The sequence below is a fragment of the Rhabdaerophilum calidifontis genome (genome assembly GCF_008641065.1).
Classification (GTDB): domain Bacteria; phylum Pseudomonadota; class Alphaproteobacteria; order Rhizobiales; family Beijerinckiaceae; genus Rhabdaerophilum; species Rhabdaerophilum calidifontis.
Genome location: NZ_VTRS01000009.1, coordinates 1 through 5,000 on the forward strand (window position 1 = coordinate 1; position 5,000 = coordinate 5,000).

The following is a 5,000-nucleotide window of genomic DNA, read 5'->3' on the forward strand; positions in this document are numbered from 1 at the left end:
CCTTGAAAGCCGGGCTATGGTTCCGGCGCGGTCGTCTCGTCATGGTCTCTCCTGTTCACGGCATCATGCCGATCTCAGGCAGAATTTCCACTTATCCCCGCTGTCCAGATTTCCCGAGCCAGCTCTGCCCCACAGTTGAAGCACGCGCAGCCAAAACGCTTCCACACGTCATCGGCTAACTCGGTACCCTTCTCGTGTCTATAACGCAGCTGGGGAGTGCCTCCGTACAGCTCCGCTAGCAACAACTCGAAAGCCCTCCGACGGGCACCGTCTTCCTTCATCTGGGCTGAGGATCGCTGCGGGTTATGCGCGGCGTTCACTTCGAACTTCTTGCAGAAACGACACTCGAGCTGATAACCATAGTCGAGCTGAAGCACTTCGGCTGAATCCTCAACGTTCCGAAGTCTTCCGAAGGTCGCATGTTTGCAAGGCCGCCTGTGTTCGGCAACACAATGATTGCTGAAACTCAGTTGGTCACGCTCAACCGCAACATTGACGGGAAGAAAGCGACCGCAACGGTTACATGACTTGAGTATCAGCGGGTGGTCTGCGCTAGAGGCACCTTCAACGGCTTCGACTTCCACCACTCCAGCCCCGTCATCCTCAATAAACAGGGCTTCCGGGGAAAACTGATACATATTTCGCATCAGCTCTGGGCGTGCACCATCCAAATGTTTGTGCCGCACGCGCCCACACAATGGCGCATAAAGTGCCACAGAACCCTTGGACGTTGCCGTCAGCGTTAGAATTACCTCGACAGGCGAGGCGTCATTTGCGAGCCACATGCTCCCAGCTTTGTTCCAACTCGCAGAACCGTACTCAGTGAGTGTTCTTTTGTCTGGTCCGCCTACAATGGAACATACGACGCCATCAGTGCGCCAGAACCAAATACCATAACCAATGAGCTGTCCTTTCACGTGCCCACTTATAGTAAACGTGACCGTAACAGTCTCACTGGGCTCCATGGGGATGATCTTTTCAAGATGCCGGCGAAACTCACCGCCCGATGTGTCCTTATGCACCTTAAACCCAGATGTTCTTGTCATCGCGCGGCGACGACCAGCGTAAAGGGTCTTTCCTGGAAGCTTTCCACCACCAACTGGGCCTAATGACATTTAGATAGCCTCTTTCCCGCAAATGGCTGGGGAAGCAGGACATCCTGTCAGAGGCCAGCGCCTCAGAAGCGATGTAACATTCCGCGCAGCGTACTAACCCCATTCTTCTAGGTGACGCGGCTGGACCGCACAATCCCCCTGACCTTCTTGAAGGCGTGCCGCTCTTGCCGTCAGCGGGACATACGCGATCCAGCGTGTGGCAGACCGTCGGGAAGATATCGTTTGCCTAGCATTCCCGCTCTTTCCCAACGGCTCTGATACCCCGGAGGCTCTGGAAATGAGAGTCTCCGCGCCATGCGGACGCTCCTCAATCGCCTGTTAGGACTTACGCGCACGCGCGGCTTTGACGCTGCGGGTGGTGGTCGTCGTTGGGAGGGTGCCCGGACCGTCGATGGGCTGAACACGGCGATCCTGGCGGGCGCGACAACGGCGGCGCGGCGGTCCGGATGGTATGCGCGGAATAACCCATGGGTCGCGGCGGCGTTAGACAGCCTGGTGGGCAATGTCGTCGGCGCGGGGATCAAGCCGCAGTCCACACATCCGGATCGGGCGGTACGCGAGCGGTTGCAGATGCTGTGGCTGCGCTGGACGGATCATGCCGATCCGGGCGGGCTGGCCGACTTCTACGGACTGCAGGCCATGGCCGTGCGGGCGATGGTCGAGGGCGGGGAGAGTTTCGCTCGGCTGCGGGTCGTGCCCGAGGCCGCCGCCGTCCCCCTGCACATCGACCTGCTGGACCGGGACCAGGTGCCGCTGGACCTGCACCGTGACATCGGCGGTGGCGCGCGCATCCGGGCTGGCATCGAGTTCAGCGGCGCTGGGCAGCGCACCGCCTATTGGGTCATGCGCGACCGGCCCGGCGATCCGCTGACCTCGCTGCGGCTGGAACCGCTGCGGCTGCCCGCCGCCGATTGCCTGCATTTGTTCAAGCCGCTGGCGGCTGGCCAATTGCGCGGGATCACCTGGCTGGCCCCGGTGCTGCTGCGGTTGCACGAGTTAGACCAGTTCGAGGATGCGGCGCTGGTGAAAGCCAAGGTCGCGGCGCTGTTCACCGGCTTCATCACCGATCCGGACGGCACGGCGGGCGGCCTGAGCGGGACGAACACCAACGGCGCGCTGACCGTGGGCATGGAGCCCGGCAGCCTGATCCCCCTGCCGCCCGGCACCGATATCCGCTTTTCCAACCCGACCGAGCACGATGCCTATGCGCCCTTCGTGAAGAACCACCTGCGCGCCATCGCTGCCGGGATGGGCCTGCCCTATGAACTGGTCTCGGGCGATCTGGAGGGCGTCACCTATTCCTCGATCCGCGCCGGGCTGATCGAGTTCCGCCGCCGGGTCGAGCAGCTGCAGCACAATGTCGTCGTCCATCTGTTCTGCCGCCCGGTCTGGGAACGGTTCGTACGGCTGGCAGTGCTGACGGGCGATCTGCCTGCGCGGGACTTCGACCGCGATCCTGCCGCCTATCTCGCGTGCGAATGGCTCCCGCCCAAGTTCGATTACGTCGACCCGAAGAAGGACGTCGAGGCCGAGATCCTTGCCATCAACGCCGGGCTCAAGAGCCGTCGCCAAGCGATTTCCGAACGGGGCTATGACGCCGAACAGGTCGATGCCGAGATTGCCGCCGACAAGGCACGCACCGATGCGCTGGGCCTGAGCTTTAGTGCAGCGCCTGTTCAGAAGGAGGAAATCCCCGATGAATGACACCGTCACGCTTCTGACCCGCCGAGCCGATCTGGCCCCATCCAGCGCCAACCGTGATGACCGCACTGTCGAGGTGATCTGGTCAACCGGCGCGCCCGTGCGTCGTCGCGACATGGCTGGCCAGTATATGGAACGCCTCAGCCTTGCGCCCGAGGCGGTGGACCTGTCGCGCCTCCAAGGGGCCAGCGTCCTGGATGCCCACCGGCAATCCGCCGTCCGCGATGTGCTTGGCAGCGTCCAATCGGCCAGCGTCGATGGCCAGCGCGGCACGGCGCTGATCCGGTTCTCAGCCCGGCCCGAGGTTGAGCCGCTCTGGCAGGACGTGCTGTCAGGGATCCTTCGGCATGTCTCGGTTGGCTATTCAGTCGAGGAATGGGCCGAGGCCACCGAGAACGGCGCACGGGTTCTGACCGCCGTGCGCTGGACCCCCCACGAGATTTCCCTGGTGCCGACGCCCGCCGACCCCGGCGCCCACATCCGCATGGAGACCCACATGACCGACATCACCACCCCCGCCCCGCCCGAGGCGCAGACCCGCGCCGCGATCAACACCGAGATCCGCTCCATCGCCCGCATCGCCGGGCTGGACCAGGCGTGGATCGACGGCCAGATCGACGCCGCAGCAGATGCTGATACCGCCCGCCGTGCCGCCTTCGAGGCGCTGGCCAGCCGCAGCGCGCCCACGATCCGCACCGAACAGGTCCGCGTCGAGATGGGCGAGAGCCAAGACGACCCGAGCCTCCGCGCCCGTCAGATGGGCGAGGCCCTCTATGCGCGCATCAACCCGCGCCATGACCTCTCCGAACCGGCCCGCCGTTATGCCTACGCCACACCCGTGGACTTGGCCAAGGAACTGCTGACCCTGCGCGGCGAGTCCACCATGGCGCTGTCGCCCGCCAGCCTTGTCACCCGCGCCCTGCACACGACCTCCGATTTCCCGATCATCCTCGGCAACACCGTGGGCCGCGTGCTGCGCGATGCCTACCAGGCCACCCCTTCCGGCATCCGCCGCTTGGGGCGGCAGACCTCGGCGCGGGATTTCCGGGCGGTGAACAAGATCATGCTGGGCGAAGCGCCGCTCCTAGAGAAGCTGAACGAGGCGGGCGAGATCAAGGCCGGGACCATGGCCGAGGCGCGTGAGGCCTACAAGATCGAGACCTGGGCGAAGAAGATCGGCATCACCCGGCAGGTGCTGGTCAACGACGACCTCGGCGCCTTTGCCGACCTCGCGCGCCGGATGGGTCAAGGCGCAGCCGAGACGGAGGCACGCATCCTTGTCACCCTGCTTGAGGCGAACAGCGGCAACGGCCCGACGCTGTCGGACAACAAGGCGCTGTTCCATGTCGATCACGGAAACCGCGCGACGACTGGCGCTGTGATCTCCGACACCACCCTTTCGGCCGCCCGGCTGGCGCTGCGGACGCAGAAGGGCATCGAGGGCCGCGTGATCCGTGTGACGCCGAAGAACCTGCTGGTGCCACCCGCGCTGGAGACCGTGGCCGAGAAATGGTTGGCGACCATCGCGCCCGCCACGGCCGCCGATGTGAACCCCTTCTCGGGCGCTATGTCGCTGGTGGTCGAACCCCGCCTGACCAGCGCAACCCGCTGGTATGTGACCGCCGACCCCGGCGAGATCGACGGCCTCGAGTTCGCCTATCTCTCGGGCAACGAGGGGCCGCAGGTGGAAAGCCGGTCGGGATGGGATGTGGACGGCGTGGAAATCCGGGTGATCCTGGACTTCGGCGCAGGCTTCATCGACCACCGCGGCTGGTTCCAGAACCCTGGGGCGTGACGTGGCCGACCTCGCCCAACTCACCGCCTGGCGCGACGCCCTGATGGCCGCCCGCTATCAGGGCATCCGCACCGTCGAATACGACGGCAAGCGGGTGACCTATGCCAGCGACGCCGAGATGGCGGCGGCGCTGGGCGACCTCAACCGCCAGATCACCGGCACGACGGCGCACATCGCCGTGGTCCGCATCCAATCCTCGAAAGGGCTCTGACAATGCAGAACTACATCCAGAACGGTCAGGTCATTACCGTTGCCGCACCCGCAGGAGGCGTCACCTCGGGTGAAGGGCTGATCGTCGGCAACATCTTCGGCGTCGCCGACTATTCTGCCGCAGAGGGCGATCCGCTCGAACTGGCCACCACGGGCGTCTACAAACTCCCCAAGGCCAC

5 protein-coding genes (1 of these 5 running past the window's edge) are annotated in these 5,000 nt (G+C 64.4%); 4 read left to right on the forward strand and 1 reads right to left on the reverse strand.

The genetic code is table 11. From position 1 onward, the window contains the following. Positions 1-74: 74 nt before the first annotated feature. Positions 75-917, reverse strand: coding sequence for a hypothetical protein (locus FWJ24_RS12860; protein ID WP_166443714.1), 843 nt, complete (start codon positions 915-917; stop codon positions 75-77). Between the two features lie 492 nt (positions 918-1,409). On the opposite strand from FWJ24_RS12860, the gene FWJ24_RS12865 reads away from it, so the two are divergent. The 4 genes in view from FWJ24_RS12865 to FWJ24_RS12880 are tightly spaced (at most 2 nt apart) and all read left to right on the forward strand, a layout consistent with a single transcriptional unit that may run on beyond the window. After that, positions 1,410-2,819, forward strand: a complete 1,410-nt coding sequence (locus tag FWJ24_RS12865) for a phage portal protein (RefSeq protein ID WP_150288252.1) — start codon at positions 1,410-1,412, stop codon at positions 2,817-2,819. Beyond that, on the forward strand, positions 2,812-4,611 hold the full coding sequence (locus FWJ24_RS12870; RefSeq protein ID WP_150288253.1) for a prohead protease/major capsid protein fusion protein: 1,800 nt from the start codon (positions 2,812-2,814) through the stop codon (positions 4,609-4,611). The genes FWJ24_RS12865 and FWJ24_RS12870 overlap by 8 nt, the downstream gene beginning before the upstream one ends. 1 nt (position 4,612) lies before the next feature. Further along, on the forward strand, positions 4,613-4,822 hold the full coding sequence (locus FWJ24_RS12875; RefSeq protein WP_150288254.1) for a phage head-tail joining protein: 210 nt from the start codon (positions 4,613-4,615) through the stop codon (positions 4,820-4,822). 2 nt (positions 4,823-4,824) lie between these two features. Further along, positions 4,825-5,000 carry the 5' portion of a DUF2190 family protein gene (locus FWJ24_RS12880; protein WP_150288255.1) on the forward strand. 169 nt of this gene lie beyond the right edge of the window, so the window shows 176 of its 345 coding nt (coding positions 1-176); the start codon lies at positions 4,825-4,827; the stop codon falls past the right edge of the window.